The sequence below is a fragment of the Rhodopirellula baltica SH 1 genome (assembly GCF_000196115.1).
In the GTDB taxonomy this organism is placed as follows: Bacteria; Planctomycetota; Planctomycetia; order Pirellulales; family Pirellulaceae; genus Rhodopirellula; species Rhodopirellula baltica.
In genome coordinates this window covers 6653684-6670670 of record NC_005027.1, presented here as the reverse complement: position 1 = coordinate 6670670, position 16987 = coordinate 6653684, and the positions used below count along the sequence as shown (strand labels likewise).

Sequence of the window (16987 nt, the reverse complement as noted above, 5' to 3'; positions counted from 1 at the left end):
CTGGTAAGGAACCGGACTCAAGTCGAATGTCGGGCGAAACGCGTCTTCAAATGCTTGCTAGCCGCGTTCCAATCGGCAACAGCGGATGCATCCTCTTGAGCATGCGGGCATGAATGGAACAGTCATCGGTTTTAGCGTCGTTCTCGGGCTAGTTGCTGGCGGGTTGGTTTGGTGGATCAAACGTTCTATTGCAGGAGCGCTGGTGGTCCCCGTTTTCGCAGTGGCCTTTGTTGTCCTGGCTCTGCCGCCTACGCCTACGCCCACGACGATTGGACCACCACGAAGCTTTTCTAGGCCAGAGCGGGTGTCACCGGAAATTCAGGACAACTCACCGGCGATGGCTCAGCTGTCCGCCTTTCGCCCGATCGAAGTTGCTGACAAAGGCTATGTTGCATCAGACGCATGCAGGGAATGCCATCCACAGAATCATGCGACCTGGTTCGATTCATACCATCGCACGATGACTCAAGTCGCCGATCCTGAAGTGCTGTTGGGCGACTTCGATGGTGTGAAGCTGTCAGAAAATGGGCGAGACTATTACCTGACAGAAGGCCGCGACGTTTGTTGGGTCGAAATGCTGGATCCGGCTGCCATACCAGGGACGGTTGCGGCATCCCAACGCGTTCGAAGTCCCATCGTATTGGCGACCGGTTCACACCACATGCAGGCCTATTGGTTTCCGATGGGCGTGCAGCGTACTTTGGGCATCCTACCCTTTGTCTTTCTGAACGAGACGCAAGAATGGGTCCCGAGATCGGCTGCGTTTTTGCAACCAGCTGACCATGGCGTTTCACACGAGATTGGACGTTGGAATTCCGCCTGTAGCCAATGTCATTCCACGCACCCTCAAAAACGCGAAATGAGCGTCGGCGAGTGGGATACCCGAGTGGCTGAGTTTGGAATCAGTTGCGAGGCTTGTCACGGACCTGGACAACAACACATCGCCCACCATCGAGAGTTGATTGGTGAGCAAGCCGAGGACGTCGTCTTATCAAACGATCCCATCGTCAATCCCGATACTTTGTCACACGTCCGGTCGTCCCAAGTGTGTGGACAGTGCCATTCGGTGATGACACTCAAGGGCGACCCGAACCGAATCAACATCCACGGCGTCTCTTACCCACCGGGATCTGACCTGCGTGAGTCATTCGATGTATGGCATCTTCACAGCCTCGAGATGAAGGAACTGCTAAAGAATGAAGCCATTCGCGACCGCGTCGTCCGCACCAATGAAGGAACGTTCTACTCCGACGGAATGGTCCGAGTCTCAGGACGGGAATACACGTCGCTGGAACAATCAGGTTGCTTCCAACGCGGTGAGATGGGCTGCCTGTCGTGCCACCAACTCCATCAATTCCCCGACGACACACGCAGTCGCACAAAGTGGGCCAACGACCAATTGAAGCCCAGTGCGATCGGAAACGATGCCTGCCTACAGTGCCATGATCAACAGCAGTACTCGACATCTCATACGCATCACGCGGCGGATTCAACAGGATCGAATTGCTACAACTGCCACATGCCACACACCGCATATGGACTACTTAAAGCAATCCGCAATCACACGATTAGCATTCCCGACTTGAAGCAAGACTTGGCTGCCAAACGCCCCAACGCGTGCAACCAATGTCATTTAGACAAGACGATGAAATGGACAGCAACTCATCTGAGCGACTGGTATTCGATCGATGCACCGGAACTGGACGCTGACCAATCGGAAGTCGCGGCTTCCATTTTGTGGCTGCTGAAAGGCGATGCCGCCAACCGGGCGCTCGCGGCATGGACGATGGGCTGGACGGACGCGCAAGCTACGTCAGGCAACGATTGGCAATCGATCTACCTCGCTCAACTCTTAAACGATCCTTATCGTGCGATTCGACTGATCGCCCGACGTTCGTTGCAAACGCTACCGCGTCTCGCTGAACTGGAAATGATGCCGCCCGGATCGGATACCGAACGTGGCGAGGCGATCCGTTCCATCATCGCGGCTTGGGACCAGAATCAGCACTCGGCCAATCCAGCACTGTTGCTCGGCCCCCAAAACACCGTCCAAACGAAGCAGATTGATTCGCTGATAAAACAGCGGGACAACACACCAATGACGCTGACCGAATAGCGGAAGGCGCATTGAACCATCGCTTGAACGGAGTCGCTATGAACTCTGTGTCATCGTCGAAAAAACCAGAAGATGGCTGCATCTCGAGACCACATCGCACGCTCCCCAAAGACAGCTAGCGAGTGACGCCCTAACGGCGCGACCGGGGTGCCTTCAATAGCAGCCGCAATGTGTGCTGCACTTTTTCTCGATGCAGTGCGTCGCCGTATGTTTGGCGGCCTGCCTTGGTCGCCAAGCACGGATGAATCACGAGACGAAGTTGCGTTGCATTTCTCGACGGAACAGTTGAGACAACTGTTCTACTCTGGCGCAATCAATTGGACACCCTCTAGTAATCGTCGTCATAGCGAACACAGACCCCCATGGATTCTGAGCAGCTCGACTTTCGCATTTTCAAGCAACAGGACACAGGAAAGAATGAGTCCGCTGCTTGGCACCTCACCGATCGAATTTTCTACAGGTCAATGCGTTACGAGCGGCGGAGCTCACTCTTGCTCGGCTCGCGTTTTCAAACTCCTGTCCATAATTTCAGCCCGCGGTCTTTTGGCATGAAGTTCACTTCTTTCTTGGTCTGTTCGCTCTTACTTGTTTCACTTCAGAACGCGTCGCGAGCGGCCGTTGTTTTCACTGACGATTTCAGTTCGGATCCAGCTACCAACGGTTGGACAGAACTAAGTTCAGCAGCCGATACCGCCACTGGACTAATTGAGTCGGACGGTAGCTCGGCAGTACTTCGGAAAACCGGAGGCTCGAGCCGGATCACGTTGACGATCAGTCGAACCATCAGCTCGGTTGGCTTCGAAGACATACTTGTTGACTTCACTGCCTTTCAATCGCTGACCGGCTATGAGAATGATGACTTCATACGCATTGAATATAATAGTGGATCGGGTTTTGTGACGCTGCTACAGGACAATGAGGTTTGGACCGGCGTAAACAACATTTCCGGTGATGGAACGTCTGGTAATGACGGAAATGTTACACCAACCTCGATTTCGACAATCGCGCTGGGTGCAGATGCCAACGAAAACGTGTCTTTGCAATTCAGACTAACAGCTGACCTCAATGCGACGACTGAAGACGTTTTTTTCGATAGTTTTACTGTTAGCGGTACCGCTACAGCGGTTCCCGAACCGAGTTCGTTGGCATTTCTAAGTATTCTAGGATTGGGAATCGCGAAGACCAATTTCCGCGTGAGACGCTTCATTTAAGTTGACATTTCGATGCCAACGAAATGAACGCATTACCACAACGCGGAGCGTTGCACTCCGCCTACCTAGTACTACAGCGCTAACTGGTGTTGTAGAGGGCCGGGCTTTTCGCTGAGAATAGCAGCTGGAGATTTTGTTTGCTGCACGGAGAGCTTGGCATGGATGTCGCTGAACTGGAACAACTCGAAGATCGGTTAAATGCTTACTTGGCTCGCTTTGGCGATTGTTTTCGACGAAGCGACACGAGGGCTCATTTGACGACCTATGTCCGTGGTCAACTTTCCGACCTGGACGCCAAGAGTGTGGAGCCGATTGCGTTGCAAGCCGGTACACCGGTGCGAACCTTGCAGGAATTTATCGCCCAGCATCGGTGGGACGAAGATGGACTTCGCAGGAGGCTGATCCACATCGTCCGTGATGAGCATGTCAACAAGAACACTGTCGCGATCATTGACGAAACCAGCGACGTCAAGAAGGGCGACAAAACGCCTGGCGTGCAACGACAGTGGTGCGGCAAAGTCGGCAAGCAGGAGAACTGTATCGTCACGGTTCATCTGGCTGCGGCGAACGAAGACTTTCACTGCATGGTCGATGGTGAACTGTTCCTCCCCGAGAGCTGGAGTAACGACCGCGAGCGTTGTGCCGCCGCCGGCATTCCCGATGAGATGGTCTATCGCCCCAAGTGGCAGATCGCGTTGGAATTGCTTGATCGCAGTAAGGAGGAGGGGATTGAATATCCTTGGCTAACCGCTGACGAAGGCTACGGCGGTAAACCTGGATTCCTGGAAGCTCTTGCCGACCGCGATCAGAAGTTTGTGCTTGAAGTGCCGCGAACGTTTTCGGTTTGGGAGAAGCATCCCGAAGTGACCGAGCAGCCCTATCGCAAGGGCGGCCGCGGCCGAGGTCGCAAGACACCCCGCGTCAAGAGCGGGGAAAGTTCGCCGCGAAGTGTTGAAACAGTGTTCTGGCACGGCGAAGCGATGAAAGCGAAACGCTGGAAACGCTACCGCGTCAAAGACGGCGAGAAAGGTCCCATCATCTGGGAAGCCAAGCGGGTTCGCGTCACACTCAAAGGCAGCGACGGACTACCGGGGCTGTCTCTGTGGTTGGTGGTCGCGAGAAACGTGCTTGACGGCGAACTGAAATTCTTCGTCAGCAACGCGAGCGAGTTCGCTTCGATGGCGATGCTGCTACAGGTTGCGTTTCAGCGATGGCGAGTGGAACGTTGTTTCGAGGATCAGAAACAAGAGGTCGGCTTAGACTGTTACGAGGGGCGCCGATATTTGGGTCTGAAACGCCACTTGATCATCACGTCGTTGAGCTATCTGTTTCTTTCGCAAACCTGCCAGCAGGAGCGGGAAAAAAAATCCGGAGTGGACAATTCAGCAAATTCGCGACGCGGTCGACGCAATCGTTGTCAGCTGGTCACTCCCTCGTGAGAGTCGTCGCATGTTGCTTGATCAGGTCGCCTCACGGATCAACTACCATCAATCACGCAACGTAGCGGCTCGCATCAGCCATACGCAAACGAAGCTCGACAGATACGCCGAACTCGGTATCGACCCCGAAAGCATCACACGATGCCGATGGCCCAAAACTTAGCGCTGTAGTATTAGTAGTTGATCTGAGCCCCGGAAGAATCAGGCCACTCTTGAGACGTGCTGACCTTCTTCTCAACGCCAGACGCTAATGACTGGCAAGCCTGCTACGGTGGTGCCCGTGGTGGGTGGGCCGTAGATGGTTGGGTTGGATGGGGCTAGTTCGGTGGCCCGCATTCCTGATTGCAGTGATGAACGTGGACGTTCTCTGGTTGCCAAGGTCGCTGCGGCGATTTGGTCAGCTCCAGTGGTGATCGGCTGAATCGGCGCGTTGGAGTCGATCGGACGCAGACGCGATGCGATTTCTGGACGGATGTTGGAGGTCGACGCCAGCGATTGTGCTTGAGGTGCCAACTGGCCGACTGGTTCGTACTGGACGACTTGGTCGTTCTGCATCCGCAACGTTCGCTCGGGAACTTGAACGAGCTTCGTCTCTGGTTCCCATTTCACGCGAGTTTCGGTTTGATGAACAACCTCCGAGCGTGCTTCCCAACGGGTTTCGGGTACGTGCCGGTAGGCCACGGTTGGCTGACGGAACGGATTCCAACGACCTTCCAAATGCGGACGCAGCATCATTGTGGTCACGGGGACGTAGGATGTGCGAGCAACGGGTTTGGTTTCGACAACCGCTTTGGGTGTGTAAACCGTTTGCTCGCGAGTCTTCATTTGGACTTCGCTGACCGGACGCTGGACCTGACGAATTTGCTTCCGGTACACAATTCCGGTCGCTGGATCGGCGTGCAATTCACCGCCTTCCTGAGCGGTGACCGACGTGGTCAGGGACATCAATGCCCCCGCGACCAAAACGCCAACAATGAACTGGTTCGTCCGATTGGAATTCCGCATGACAATCCTTCGTCTGCAGGTGGGATCGGGCATGGCAAGGCCGCCCCAAGAAAAGTAGTTTGCCGAAATTAGAATTCGGTGACACGCTCACCGCCCTTGCAGTCAAACTTTTGAAACCCCAAGAAGCCCTCCATGATCACCCCGGATATCTTGCCTATCTTGCGCTGTCCCTCAAACGGCGGTCAGCTCACACTGGCGGACGAATCCCTCATCCAGAGGGTCAATCAAGCGATCCGCGACGGCAACGCGCGTGATCAATTGGATGAACGCGTGACGGATCCAATCGAAGGCGGTTTGATCAACTCACCAGCCGATCGACTATATCCCATTCGTGGCGGAATCCCGACATTGATCGTCGATGAGGCGATTGGGCTGACGGGAATCAGCGAAGCGGAGTGAAGGACGGAGCGGCGTTTGGAGCTTTGGAGCTCAGAGAAAAAGACGCGAGGGCATTCAACATTAGCCGCAGTGCGTCAGCACCGGCTTCTACAACGCAACCGGTCCGAACGGATACCGACTCGGCATCGACGGACTTGGAAGTCCATCGTACGGTCACGTCACCTCGGACCAGTTTGTAACCGATCTAATAAAAAAGCGGAGCCGCTTGGGCTCCGCTTGCTGAATCATTTCCAACCTGAATTCGGCGATCAGCCGGTGATTCGCTTGGCGAACAAAGGACCGCCGTACTGAGCGGCGTCGCCCAACAATTCTTCGATGCGAAGCAATTGGTTGTATTTGGCCATCCGGTCACTACGACTTGCCGACCCAGTCTTGATCTGACCAGTCGACATGGCAACGGCCAAGTCAGCGATGGTCGAATCTTCTGTTTCACCACTGCGGTGGCTGCTGATGGAGGTGTAACCGTTGCGATGAGCGAGCTGGATCGCGTCGATGGTTTCGGTCATCGTTCCGATTTGGTTGACCTTGATCAAGATGCTGTTGGCGATCCCTTCGTCGATACCGCGTTGCAAACGTTCGACGTTGGTTACGAACAAGTCGTCGCCAACCAGTTGAACCTTGTCGCCGATCTTGGTGGTCAGTTTCTTCCAAGTTTCCCAGTCGTCTTCATCGCATCCGTCTTCGATGCTGCAGATCGGGTACTTGTCGCACCAACCGGCCAAGAAGTCGACCATTTCATCGCCGGACATTTGGTTGTTGTCCAACGAGTACTTGCCGGATGACTTGTCGTAGAACTCAGTCGAAGCCGCGTCCAAGGCGATCCAGACTTGTTCGCCAGCTTTGTAGCCAGCCTTGTCGATCGCGGTCATGATCACATCGAGAGCTTCTTGGTTGCTCTTCAAGTCAGGTGCGAAACCGCCTTCATCGCCAACCGCGGTGCTGTAACCCTTGTCCGACAGAACCTTCTTCAGGTTGTGGAAGATTTCAGTTCCGCAACGCAGAGCATCGCTGAAGCGTTCAAAGCCCAATGGCATGACCATGAACTCTTGGATGTCGACGCCGTTATCAGCGTGCTCACCACCGTTGATGATGTTCATCATCGGGGCAGGCAACATGCGAGCGCCAGCACCACCGAGGTAGCGGAACAAGGGCTGGTTGGTCGAAGCGGCCGCTGCGTGAGCGACGGCCAACGAAACGCCGAGAATGGCGTTAGCACCAAGTTCTTTTTTGTTAGGTGTGCCATCCAGTTCAATCATCGCTTGGTCAACCGCAGCTTGATCGGTTGCGTCCATGCCTTCCAAGGCATCGGCGATTTTTGTGTTGACGTTCTTGACAGCGGTTGTGACGCCTTTGCCCATGAAGACGGACTTGTCACCGTCTCGCAGTTCCCAGGCTTCGTGCATCCCGGTGCTGGCTCCGCTGGGCACGGCAGCGCGACCGGCGGCACCGTCCATCAATGTGACTTCGCACTCGACGGTGGGGTTGCCGCGGCTGTCCAAGATTTGCCGAGCGTGAATCGATTCGATCAGTGTCATGGGTTCACTATGAGATTGAGGGGGAACGAAATTCGGCTCAATAGAGGGCCGCAAAATTTGATTTGGAAAAGGCGGACGTTGTCCGATCGGGCGGTATTCTGTCCAATGCCCCGGAAACTGACCACCCGGCACCGATTCCCTGCGTTTTTCACCGGTTTTGAGCCGTCTTTCCCGCCTTCTTCCTCCATCTTCTTTTTTCGCTGTCATGTTCACCGGTCTCGTCGAATCCGTTGGTCAACTTTCTGCTGTCGTGGAACAACCGCCCGGCAGACGTCTGGTGATCACCGCCCCCTCCTTCCGTGACGACGATCCGGCTCGCGACGTGAAGCTCGGCGACAGCATCGCGATCAACGGTTGTTGCCTGACCGTTGTCGAAATTGACGGCGACAAGCTGTCCTTCGAAGCTGGCGAAGAAACGCTCAGCCGAACCAATCTCGGCGAACTGACGGCCGAGTCCACCGTCAACCTCGAACGATCGCTTGCGGTCGGAGATCGAATGGGCGGCCACTACGTCACCGGTCACGTCGATTGCGTCGGTCAGCTGATCGAACGAATCGATGATCCACCGTGGGCAAACTTGAAATTCTCGGTTCCCGCCCCGTACCCGCGACAGATTGTTGCCAAGGGAAGCATCACGGTTGATGGGATCAGTCTCACGGTCGTCGATGTCGGGGAAGACTATTTTACGGTTGCCTTGATCCCTCACACTCTCGACGCAACCACCTTGGGACGTCGCCGAGTCGGCGACCACATCAATTTAGAAACTGACTTGTTAGCCAAATACGTGCAACGAACTTTGCAATTTGGAAACGCAAGCGACCCACCGAGTGCCGGCAAAGCTGGGTCATCCCCAAACACACCTTGGAGTCCACAATCATGAGTGAAGCGTCCGACCCCAATCGCCCCAACGCTCGACCGAATCCGCCCGCTCGCCCGAGCAATGTCTCTCGTGGTTCACGGCAAACGGCCACCTACCTTTCCAAGCGACTGACCGCCGCTGGATTGCGTCCGGTATCGAAGTACGGCCAGAACTTTTTGATTGACTTGAATCTGGTCGAGCTGATCGCCCGTTCCGCAGAAATTGGTCCGAGCGATATTGTTCTTGAAATCGGCACAGGTGTTGGCTCACTGACGTCGATCATGGCATCGCAAGCTGGTGCGATCCTGACGGTTGAGATTGATCAGAACCTCTTCCAACTCGCGTCCGAGGAACTGGCTCCGTTCCCACACGTGAAAATGATCCAGGGCGACGCGCTGAAAAATAAGAGCACGTTCCGTGATGACATCATGGAATCGATCCGCGAAGCCAAGTCGCGTTTGCCCGATGACAGCAAGTTCATGTTGGTCGCGAACTTGCCGTACAACGTCGCGACTCCAATCGTCAGCAATCTGCTGCACCAAGATCCGCCGCCAGATCGCATTGTGGTCACGATCCAAAAGGAGCTTGGCGAACGCATGGTCGCCGGTCCAGGATCGAAGGACTACGGCGCGCTCAGCATCTGGATCCAAGCCACCTGCCGTGCCGAGATCGTCCGCATACTCCCGCCGACCGTGTTCTGGCCCCGGCCCAAAGTTGACTCGGCAATCGTGCGACTCGACGTCGATCACGAACGGGGAAATGCAATTCCGGATCTCAAGTATTTCCATCAAACCGTTCGGGCGTTGTTCTTCCACCGTCGCAAATTCTTGCGAAGCGTTGTGATCAGCGCAATGAAGGGACGCCTCGACAAACCTGCAATCGACGAGATCCTCGGACGGCTTGGCCACGGCGAAACCGCTCGCGCCGAGGAACTGAACCTGGAACAAATTTCCGATTTGGTGGAAGCGCTTCGTCAGGCGGAATTGGCGAACGAATGAGATCGTAGGAACCGAATTCGCGTTCAATCAGCGCTGCCGAGCGTGGACGAACGGTGCTTGCCAACTCGGTGCGAGCGAGGCGTCGTCGATGTTCACGCCTGCTTCCGGGCGACCGTCATGATTGACCAACGGATGGTCCACCAGTTGGTTCAAAGACTCACCCGGGATGAAGCGAACGCGGCCATCTTCGTAGAGAACGTTGATCCCGCGGCCGCCGTGGCTGATCAATCCGTCCTGCGACGGCGAAGCAGCTCGAGCCCAACCTTCTTCGTCGACCACACGATCCACAACCTTCATCACCGCCGCGTCACTCATCACAGCAAATGATGAACGCCCCTGGAAACGTGGAGATGCAAACTCTTCGCCATCACGAACGCCGAGTGTGTAGGCGTAGTGTCCACCAGCGGTTTGTTGAAGCCACTGCAAACGCGCGATCGCTCGCTGCCATGCCGCTTGCTCTTCGACAGTGGTCGCGCCGGCGGCAGCGAAATGATTCAAATCACGAGCGGCTTCGTCGAGCATTCGAAGCGTAACCATCGTGGGCACTTCTTCCGCGGCACGTTCGGATACGAAGTTGCCGTCTTCTGGGTGCAATCCGCCAGCGGACCAAAAATCGGTGGAACGAATCGAAGGGCAAAGTGTTGACCGCGAATCCATCATCAATCCGGCCGCATGCAACCGTGGTGCGTAGACACCCGCAAATGCTTGATACCCGGTCGATTCGACGGAAGGCAAACGTGCCTCCGCGTTGCGAGTGACGTACTGAGTCATCGCCATACCAAGTTGCCGCAAATTGTCCTGACAAGCGTTTTTGCGAGCCATGAAGCGACCTTCCACCATCGACGGCAATGCGATCGCCAACAGGATGCAAGCGGCTGTGGCCGACCCCACCCAATCTCGCCAGGTCCACGCAAGAGAATCAGATCCTTCCAAAACCGGTGACATTTTCGACGCCACTGGCGCGGACACTTTGGATTCCGCAGGTGTGCTCGCCTGATCAGGTTCGGTGCCGGGCATCGGCGGGAGTGGCGGCAGCGCGTCGAGCGTTCGAGCAACCAAGTCGGAGGGCGGCGGTTCGACGATTTCACAATCGTCATGAAGTGGCCCAAGTTTGCGTTCTAAATCCGCCAGCATTTCTCTGGCTTCAGGACTTTCCCGCAACAGTTTCTCGACCCGCTGCATTTCGTCCGCTTCAAGCGCGCCTAGCAGATATCCAAGAAGATCTTCTTGCATCACAAAGGACGTTGCGTAAGCGGAAAAAGAAACGCGAGAAATGGAGGCTGACTTGGAACCGATCCAAGATGCATAGCCTGGACGGCATCGGCCGCGGCTTGCGTCGTAACAACCAAGGCAAACGCCATTGGCCATCGCTGGTGCGCCAGACCGAGCACATCACCCGGTGGCTATCTGACGAGACAGTTCTCGGATCGGTTCAAAATATGATTACGCCCGCGACGGGGCGAGTGTTCGGGCAGGTCCGGTGCGAACAGCTTCGCACTCCATGCTCGTGGAAAACAAACTGTCCACTCGCGACCGGTCCAATACCTAATCAGTCAGACGAAAGGATTCCTTCCATGGTTCACACGAACCTTGCGGCCGGCGCAGAAAAAAAGCGGCCCCGAGGCGCCGCTTGTGTCCAATCCGCAGCCAAAACGCCGCGAAAGATGAGTTTTCGCGATCAGACGCCCGGTTGTTCTTCCGCGTCGCGTTCACCGTCGTGACTGTCGTCCCAAAGGCCGCTCAAGCGATTGACGGCGGCGTGCAAACGACTTTTGACGGTCCCAACGGGAATCCCCAAAATCTCAGCTGCTTCGCGATATTTCAGGCCTTGGTAGTAGACCAATTCGACCACTTGTTGCATTGGCTCGCCGAGCGATTCGACGGCGTGATGCACCCAGCGCCCGTTTTCTTCCTTCGATGCAGCAGCCAACGGATCCGTGATCGCCCCTTCGAGCTTTTCGGACCAGCTACCGCCACGATCATCTTCTTGACCGTTCGCGGGGCGGTCCAAACTGACCATTCGGTGCCGCTTGTTACGACGCTGCACATCGATCGCTTGGTTGGTAGCGATCGCATACAGCCAAGGTCGAAAACGGCGGGTCAAATCAAACTGGTTGCACTTCAGGTGAACCTGCAGAAAAGTACCCTGGAAGGCATCTTCAGCCATTTCAGCGTTGCCGATGTAGCGACGCAGATACGCGTAGATCTCGCGTTCATATCGCCGCATCAGGGCTTCGTAAATATCGCGACGACCGCTGGTGCGATATTTCGCAACCAATTGCTCGTCGGTTTGATCAGCGATGGATTCGCTGGTGAAAACGTTTCCCGAATCCACCTTCGAATCAGCGACCGCTGCGGAAGTTGAAAAGTTCATGGGGGATCGATCACAAAGGAGTATGAGTAGCACCCAGTCTACTTAGAAATGCGTTGCGTCAGGCGATGAACCGCCAAAACAAACTCACATTCACAGAGACGAGTGATGATGAGGGCAACCGCCAAGGCAACTTCAAACGCCCTTAAAAGGCATCAAGGGAAACCTGCACCACGTGCGTATTATCGCGGTTTCGCCCGATTTGTCAAAGTCATCTTCGCGTTGAATTCACATCCTGCCTCTTTGGCAGGGAGCGAATCCAGGGCTCTATAGGGGCAATTCGTGTTCCAGTCCACTTGGAATCGTTGTGTCAATCGCTCGGGTTGGTCCGATTGTTCCGGAATTACCGAATGTTTGCTGGAAGTTGTGCCGATAACTCCGCCTGGAACGGTTTCTTCGTTCGAGTTTGAACTCCTTTTCCGCGGTGTTGCCCCCAATTTGGCGGCAGGCTTCCCCGGAAACGCTTTCAACCTCGGTCCACGGCGGAACGGTCCACAACGGCGGGGTCGCCGGATGCGAAATCCTTTGGAGCATTCAGCAACCCAACAGCCACAGGACATTTTATGGCTGGGCGTTCTCGCGTGAGCGGGACCCCCGGGGGGATTTTGGGGTCTTTGTGACCGCGGAGACGATTGCAATGCGACGAATTGCCAGGCAAAGAAACGAGCAACCCATGATGGCCCAGACCCCCGATCCCCAAATCAAACCCGGACCCAACCAAAGAACCGGACTGCGTGTGACCCTTGAGGACAATGGGATGACGGAATCATTCAGCGAAAGCGTGACGGTTAAATTACGAAAGCTTCGTGACCTGGTCTGTGGTGGCTTGATTGCCGTCGCAGTTGCCACGCCAGTCGCTGCAGCACCACCCACCGCGGGTGATGAAATGGACTACGAGGCGAGTGGCTTCATGCTACCGCCCGGTGTTCAACCAGCAGGGATGGTCGACGGCATGCCTGCCATGTCGATGCCACCAGGCTCCATGCCGGGTGCACAATCGATCGCCACGACCTTGCCATCGGCTCCGCTGATGATGCCGGGTGGATATGGCTCTGCTGGTTACGCTCCAGGCGGTTACCCGCAAGCCGCCTACGCACCTGCTGGCGTCATGCCAGTTGGTTACCAAGGCGGTGGTTTCCTCGGCGGTGGCTACGCAGCCGGATGCGACACGATGAGCTGCGGATGCGGCGACTCGGGTTGCACCAGTGGAGAATGCGGCAGCAACTTCCGCGGCCTATTGCCTGCTGTGATGGGCGATTGCTGTGGATCATGCGGCGGTGGCGGATGCGGTGCCTGCGGTGGATTGGGCTCGTGCCTGACCAACGGCTCACTCGGCCAGGGCGGATTGCTTGGAAGCCTCAATGAGTGCGGCCCCGGCAGCACCGACTTCGGCATCCTGGCAGCACACATCGGCGGCGGCTTGGCCGGTCTAGCCGAAGCTCTGCGACCTTATTCTGAAGCCGGTAAATCAGCCCAACGCTGGTACGACGTATCGGTCGAAGGATTGTTCCTGACACAGGAGCTCGATGGGTTCGCCGATGGTCGTGTCTTGACCAACGACGGGACCACCGGAACGCCAAATGTTGCTGACAATCCAGTGCTGACCCAGGATGACTTGGGCGACGATGACCTGGAAGCCGGAGCTCGCATCTCGTTCGCACTGATCTTCGGTGCCGGCTCGAATGTCGAGTTCACCTTCATGGGCGGCCAAGAATGGGGCGGCTCCGCCTCGGCATCTGACCCAGGCGGAAACTTGACTTCGGTTTATTCCGGTTTCGGCACCACGCCGGCAGGCGGATACGCCAACCTGTCAAACTTCCAATCGATCACTTCCGAAGCGGAATTCGACAGTTACGAAATCAACTACCGTCGTCGAACCGTCGGACCGTACGGACGATTCCAAGGCTCTTGGTTGCTCGGCCTCCGACACGTGGTTTTCGACAACCGATACGCTTTCAACGGCTCCGAAACCTCCAGCACCATCGCTGACTTCCAACAAAGCTTCGACATTGAAAACCGATACTTTGGTCCTCAAGCCGGCGTCGACCTTTGGTGGAACGCTCGCCCCGGAATTCAACTGGGTGCCGAAGTCAAAGGGGCATGGGTTCAGAACGACTTCGGTCAAACCTCGTCGATCGGAATCACCCCCGGTGCATTGAACACGTTTGAATCGGGCGGACAAGACGGTGCCTTCATCTTGGATTTCCAAGCAACCGGTATCTACCGATTCTCGCACTCGTTGTCGCTGCGTGGTTCGTATCACCTGCTGACAATCGATGACGTCTACGCCGCTCCGCTGGACAACAGCTTCATCGACGACTTCGCAACCAACGGGGCCGGTGTCTCAGCACCAAGCACCTCGGAAACGTCGCTGACACTGAACGGTTTCGCAGCAGGTTTTGAATACATGTGGTGATCCGTTCGGCGGTCAATCGCCAAACAATCACTCTCTGAAAATCTCACACAGGGGATCGGCCATCGGGTCGGTCCCCTGTTTGCGTTGCCCAGTTTCCCTGGGAACGCTAATCTTGCGTCATGGATGCCATCACAAAAGATCTGACCGCCGCACAAGCCGAAGCGGTCCAGCACATCGACGGACCTCTGCTGATTATCGCCGGCCCCGGTAGCGGTAAGACACGCGTCGTCACCCACCGCATCGCGTACATGCTGCAAAGCGGGATTCGCCCGTGGCAAATCGCGGCTCTGACGTTCACCAATAAAGCCGCCGATGAAATGCGGTCGCGAGTCAATTTGCTCGCCCCCAACCAACCGGTTTGGATGGGAACGTTTCACCGTTTCTGTGCGCAGCAACTTCGGCGTTACGCACCAATGGTCGGACTGGCCGAGAACTACTCGATTTACGATTCGTCCGATTCCAAATCCGCGATGAAACGCGCGATCACAGCGGCGGGCGTTTCAACAAGCCACACATCGCCCGAGCAAATCGCATCGGCGATTTCCAATGCCAAGAACCGGCTGATCACTCCCGAGATCATGGCCCAGCAAACGGGTCGCGCCGGTGACACCGTCGCGGCAAAGGTTTACCCGGTCTATCAACAGCAACTGCTGACCGCCAACGCGGTTGACTTCGATGACTTGCTTTTCCACTTCGCTCGGTTGCTGCGGGAGAACCCCGAGGTGCGATCGAACCTCGATGAGAAACTCAAGTACATCATGGTTGACGAGTACCAAGACACGAACTTGGCTCAGTACGCCATTGTCCGCGCGCTCTCGGTCGACCACCCCAACCTCGCCGTGACGGGTGACCCCGACCAATCGGTCTACGGATGGCGAGGCGCCGACCTCAACAACATTTTAGATTTCGAAAAGGATTACCCGGCGGTCAAAACGGTTCGGCTGGAACAAAACTATCGCAGCACACCCGAAATCCTTCGCGTCGCCGATCAACTGATTCGGCACAATCGACGTCGCAAACAAAAGAACCTGTTCACCGACAACCCGACCGGCGAAGCAGTCACGCTGCGACAGTACGAGGACGGTTACAAAGAAGCCGACGGCATTGCCGATGAGATCGCCAACCAAATGATCGCCGGCAACGCCGAACCTCGCGACTTTGCGATCATGTGCCGGATGAACGCACTGACTCGGTCGATCGAACATGCCCTGCGGAATCGCGGCATCCCGTATCAAATCGTCAACGGTCTGGAGTTCTATCAACGGAAAGAGATCAAGGATCTGCTGGCCTATCTGCACCTGATCAACAACCCTCGTCACGATGTCGCGTTCCAACGTGTGATCAACACGCCCACGAGAGGCATCGGCGCCAAGACGCTGGAGCGAATCCAACGCTTTGCCGACGATCATCGAATTCCAATGCTGGAAGCCGCCCGACGTGTTGACGAGATTGACACGCTTTCCAAACGCGCCAAAACGTTGGTGACGTCCTTCATTCGTCTGTACGATCGTTTGTGCATCAAAGCGACCGCGACGCTGGAGGATCTGCTCCGGTTCTTGATCGAAGAAATCAAATTCGTTGCCTACCTCGAACGAACCACCCCGGAACAACAAGACAACAATCCGATCGCCAACGTCGACGAGTTCATTTCCGCGGCCGTTGAATTCGATCAAATGCATCCGGAAGACGGATCCTTGGAAGCGTTCCTCGAACAGGTCGCGTTGGTCTCGGACACCGACGCGTTCGAGGATTCCAACAACCGCGTGACCTTGATGACGTTGCACGCGGCGAAAGGTTTGGAATTCCCTCGCGTCTTCATCATCGCGGTGGAAGACAACCTGCTGCCTCACCGCCGCAGCAAAGAAGACGAAACACAACTCGAAGAGGAACGTCGCTTACTGTTCGTGGGAGTCACACGAGCCGAACAGTGGTTGCAGATCAGTTACGCAAAACTGCGAAGCTTCCGTGGCGAAAACCAACCTGCGATCCCCAGCATGTTCTTGGGCGAACTGCCTCGTGATGAGATGCAAGTCGTCGAAGTCAAAGGCAGTCGCAACTTCTTTGACGATGCCTATGACGACGAGTACCCGGACTCATGGGACCTGGTCCAAGAACCCGCTGCGGTCACCGACACCGGTCCGGCTGGCCAAACGGACGTCGCTGATGGACCACGAATTCTTCCGATGACGGACCAATCCGCGATTCCGGATGTGTACCACGATGATGTGCCGCCGCCGAAGAAAAAGAAGCCCAGGGTTTCCATCCAAGCCGAACTCAAGACGGCGAGTGATCTGCTGCAATCCGGCGTGACTCCACTGGGTGCCTACCGCGAAGGAAGCACGGTCCGCCACAGCGAGTATGGCGAAGGGACCATCGTCGCTCTAACAGGCAAAGGCCCCAAGCGGACCGCCAAGATTCAGTTTGAAGAAACCGAGGAAACCTTCCGATTGGCATTCGCGAAAATCGAATTGGTGGAACGCTGATTCGTGGCTTTGACGCCAATCAATCGCGGCGGCGTGGGCGGGGCGTCCGAGTTTGAATTGGCGGATTGACCGTGGCAGCGGACATCATGCCTCAGTTGACACCTTCTCTTCACTCAAGACCAAGCGTTGTGAATCCATGAGGCTTTCTCTCCTTT

General features: G+C 56.0%; 12 protein-coding genes. 8 read left to right on the top strand and 4 right to left on the bottom strand.

Features of this window, described 5'->3' with window-relative positions; translation table 11 throughout:
• Positions 1-460: 460 nt before the first annotated feature.
• The 3 genes from RB_RS25760 (at position 461) to RB_RS25750 (ending at position 4766) form a co-directional block, all read left to right on the top strand.
• Positions 461-2116 (top strand): multiheme c-type cytochrome, encoded by a 1656-nt coding sequence (locus tag RB_RS25760; protein ID WP_231845980.1) that lies wholly within the window; start codon positions 461-463, stop codon positions 2114-2116.
• Between the two features lie 362 nt (positions 2117-2478).
• A complete protein-coding gene (locus RB_RS25755; RefSeq protein ID WP_164922516.1) occupies positions 2479-3327 on the top strand; it encodes a hypothetical protein in 849 nt (282 codons plus the stop codon).
• A gap of 158 nt (positions 3328-3485) precedes the next feature.
• The gene (locus tag RB_RS25750) at positions 3486-4766 is read left to right on the top strand and encodes an IS701-like element ISRba4 family transposase (RefSeq protein WP_076611259.1); all 1281 of its coding nucleotides are present in this window, start codon (positions 3486-3488) and stop codon (positions 4764-4766) included.
• A 234-nt stretch (positions 4767-5000) separates the two neighbouring features.
• On the opposite strand, the gene RB_RS25745 is transcribed toward RB_RS25750, so the two are convergent.
• Positions 5001-5771, bottom strand: coding sequence for a hypothetical protein (locus tag RB_RS25745; RefSeq protein ID WP_164922515.1), 771 nt, complete (start codon positions 5769-5771; stop codon positions 5001-5003).
• 132 nt (positions 5772-5903) lie between these two features.
• On the opposite strand from RB_RS25745, the gene RB_RS25740 reads away from it, so the two are divergent.
• A complete protein-coding gene (locus tag RB_RS25740; RefSeq protein ID WP_011123708.1) occupies positions 5904-6170 on the top strand; it encodes a Trm112 family protein in 267 nt (88 codons plus the stop codon).
• A 248-nt stretch (positions 6171-6418) separates the two neighbouring features.
• Here RB_RS25740 and eno read toward each other — a convergent pair whose 3' ends face one another.
• The gene (gene eno / locus RB_RS25735) at positions 6419-7705 is read right to left on the bottom strand and encodes a phosphopyruvate hydratase (RefSeq protein WP_011123706.1); all 1287 of its coding nucleotides are present in this window, start codon (positions 7703-7705) and stop codon (positions 6419-6421) included.
• Positions 7706-7910: 205 nt separating this feature from the next.
• On the opposite strand from eno, the gene RB_RS25725 reads away from it, so the two are divergent.
• The gene (locus RB_RS25725; RefSeq protein WP_011123705.1) at positions 7911-8585 is read left to right on the top strand and encodes a riboflavin synthase; all 675 of its coding nucleotides are present in this window, start codon (positions 7911-7913) and stop codon (positions 8583-8585) included.
• Complete coding sequence (rsmA, locus tag RB_RS25720; protein WP_164922514.1) at positions 8582-9562, top strand: 16S rRNA (adenine(1518)-N(6)/adenine(1519)-N(6))-dimethyltransferase RsmA; 981 nt, start codon at positions 8582-8584, stop codon at positions 9560-9562. The genes RB_RS25725 and rsmA overlap by 4 nt, the downstream gene beginning before the upstream one ends.
• A 27-nt stretch (positions 9563-9589) precedes the next feature.
• Here the strand turns inward: rsmA and RB_RS25715 are convergent, their stop codons facing one another.
• On the bottom strand, positions 9590-10795 hold the full coding sequence (locus RB_RS25715; RefSeq protein WP_231845979.1) for a hypothetical protein: 1206 nt from the start codon (positions 10793-10795) through the stop codon (positions 9590-9592).
• Positions 10796-11240: 445 nt separating this feature from the next.
• The gene (locus RB_RS25710) at positions 11241-11936 is read right to left on the bottom strand and encodes an RNA polymerase sigma factor (protein WP_007325344.1); all 696 of its coding nucleotides are present in this window, start codon (positions 11934-11936) and stop codon (positions 11241-11243) included.
• A gap of 670 nt (positions 11937-12606) precedes the next feature.
• Between RB_RS25710 and RB_RS25705 the strand changes: the two genes are divergently transcribed.
• Both RB_RS25705 and RB_RS25700 read left to right on the top strand, forming a co-directional pair.
• Positions 12607-14349, top strand: coding sequence for a hypothetical protein (locus RB_RS25705; RefSeq protein WP_231845978.1), 1743 nt, complete (start codon positions 12607-12609; stop codon positions 14347-14349).
• Between the two features lie 119 nt (positions 14350-14468).
• Positions 14469-16832 (top strand): ATP-dependent helicase, encoded by a 2364-nt coding sequence (locus RB_RS25700; RefSeq protein WP_011123700.1) that lies wholly within the window; start codon positions 14469-14471, stop codon positions 16830-16832.
• The last annotated feature ends 155 nt before the right edge of the window (positions 16833-16987 follow it).

Coding starts and splice junctions, on each gene's coding strand:
- RB_RS25745 (WP_164922515.1), bottom strand. CDS start 5,771: ATGCGGAATTCCAATCGGACGAACCAGTTCATTGTTGGCGTTTTGGTC.
- RB_RS25750 (WP_076611259.1), top strand. CDS start 3,486: ATGGATGTCGCTGAACTGGAACAACTCGAAGATCGGTTAAATGCTTAC.
- RB_RS25725 (WP_011123705.1), top strand. CDS start 7,911: ATGTTCACCGGTCTCGTCGAATCCGTTGGTCAACTTTCTGCTGTCGTG.
- RB_RS25740 (WP_011123708.1), top strand. CDS start 5,904: ATGATCACCCCGGATATCTTGCCTATCTTGCGCTGTCCCTCAAACGGC.
- RB_RS25700 (WP_011123700.1), top strand. CDS start 14,469: ATGGATGCCATCACAAAAGATCTGACCGCCGCACAAGCCGAAGCGGTC.
- RB_RS25760 (WP_231845980.1), top strand. CDS start 461: ATGACTCAAGTCGCCGATCCTGAAGTGCTGTTGGGCGACTTCGATGGT.
- rsmA (WP_164922514.1), top strand. CDS start 8,582: ATGAGTGAAGCGTCCGACCCCAATCGCCCCAACGCTCGACCGAATCCG.
- RB_RS25710 (WP_007325344.1), bottom strand. CDS start 11,936: ATGAACTTTTCAACTTCCGCAGCGGTCGCTGATTCGAAGGTGGATTCG.
- eno (WP_011123706.1), bottom strand. CDS start 7,705: ATGACACTGATCGAATCGATTCACGCTCGGCAAATCTTGGACAGCCGC.
- RB_RS25755 (WP_164922516.1), top strand. CDS start 2,479: ATGGATTCTGAGCAGCTCGACTTTCGCATTTTCAAGCAACAGGACACA.
- RB_RS25705 (WP_231845978.1), top strand. CDS start 12,607: ATGATGGCCCAGACCCCCGATCCCCAAATCAAACCCGGACCCAACCAA.
- RB_RS25715 (WP_231845979.1), bottom strand. CDS start 10,795: ATGCAAGAAGATCTTCTTGGATATCTGCTAGGCGCGCTTGAAGCGGAC.